Below are 1,532 nucleotides of genomic sequence, written 5' to 3' on the forward strand. Positions count from 1 at the left end.
GGAGTGGCAGGTGGGGTGGTAGGCGACCTTGTGCGGGAAGCGGGCGCCGACGTCGGTGACGCCCAGGACGTCGGTCAGGAACTCGGTGAACTCGTGGACCCTGGGCGCCACTTCGGCAACCTCGCGCTGAAGCGCCGGGCTTCCGTGCTGCGCGGCGAGGACGGGGTGGCTGTCGCGGATCATGCCGGCACAGGACGCGGACGGCGTGACCACGGCGTCGTACTCGGCGAAGGTCCGGGCGAAGCGCGACACCAACGGAACGGCCTCGGGCCGGTAGCCGGTGTTGAAGTGCATCTGCCCGCAGCAGGTCTGCTCCTGCGGGAACTCGACCGTGTGCCCGAGCCGTTCGAGGACGGTCACCACCGCCCGGCCGGTGCCGGGGAACATGGTGTCGTTGAAGCAGGTGATGAACAGGGCGATCCGCATCTACTCCGCCTCCACGGGGGTCGGGACGTCAGCAGGAAGCAACCCGGTCTCCTTGAGCTCCGCCCACAGCTCGTCCGGGACGGGGTGGTCGAGCATCGCGGCGGCGTCCCGCGCCTCCGCGGCGCTGCGGGTGCCGACCAGGACGGATGCGACCGCCGGGTGCCCGAACGGGAACCGCAGCGCGGCGGCGCGCAGCGGCACGCCGTACCGCTCGCACGTCTCCTTCAACCGCAGTGCCCGGTCGAGGAGTTCGGCGGGGGCGGCGGAGTAGTCGAAGGTCGCGCCGGGCTTCGGGTCGGCGAGCAGGCCGGAGTTGAACACCCCGCCGACCACCACCCCGACGCCGCGTTCGGCGGCCAGCGGCAGCAGCTCATCCAGCCCTCGCTGGTCGAGCAGGCTGTAGCGGCCGGCCAGCAGGACGGCGTCGATGTCCGTCTCGCGGACGAACCGCGCCGGCAGCTCGGCCTGGTTCATCCCGACGCCGATCGCCCCGAGGACGCCCTCGGCGCGCAGGCGTTCCAGTTCCGGGTAGGCCTCGGTGAGGGCCTGGTCGGCGTGGTCGTCGGGATCGTGGAGGTAGGCGATGTCGATCCGGTCGAGGCCGAGCCGGTCGAGGCTCTCCTCGATCGACCGGCGAACGCCCGTCGCGGTGAAGTCCCAGCGGCGGCGGTGCGTTGCCGGGACGGCGAAGCCGTTGGCGAGGTCGTCGCCAACGGGGGTGACCGGTTCGAGGATTCGGCCGACCTTGGTGGAGACGGTGAACTCGTGCCTCGGGAAGGCCCGGAGTGCCTCGCCGAGCCGCCGCTCGGAGAGGCCGAGGCCGTAGTGCGGGGCGGTGTCGAAGTAGCGGACACCGCACTCCCAGGCGGCGGCGACGGCCGCCTCCGCCTGGGCGTTGCCCACCTCGGTGAACAGGTTGCCGATCCCCGCCGCGCCGAAGGCGAGTTCGCTCACCCGTACCAGGCTGTGGCCGAGGGGGTTGTGGCGCAGTTTCATGGCTTGGGCTCCGGTCGCAGGCGCAGGTTCGCCATGCCGCCGTCGACCTGGAGGACGGTGCCGGTGGTGCTTCCGGCGGCCGGGGAGGCGAGGTAGGCGATGGCGGCGGC

2 protein-coding genes and 1 pseudogene are annotated in these 1,532 nt (G+C 72.3%); all 3 read right to left on the reverse strand.

The window, feature by feature from the left end; translation table 11 throughout:
• On the reverse strand, positions 1-426 hold a 426-nt coding region (locus ABTY15_RS39640; protein WP_350607656.1), incomplete at its 3' end, for a heterodisulfide reductase-related iron-sulfur binding cluster.
• Positions 427-1,422, reverse strand: a complete 996-nt coding sequence (locus ABTY15_RS39645; RefSeq protein WP_350607659.1) for an aldo/keto reductase — start codon at positions 1,420-1,422, stop codon at positions 427-429. It lies immediately after the preceding gene.
• A pseudogene (locus ABTY15_RS39650) lies at positions 1,419-1,532 on the reverse strand (short-chain dehydrogenase); the annotation flags it as partial. The gene ABTY15_RS39645 and the pseudogene ABTY15_RS39650, both read right to left, overlap by 4 nt.

The sequence above is a fragment of the Kitasatospora sp. NPDC097643 genome, from assembly GCF_040302625.1.
Classification (GTDB): domain Bacteria; phylum Actinomycetota; class Actinomycetes; order Streptomycetales; family Streptomycetaceae; genus Kitasatospora.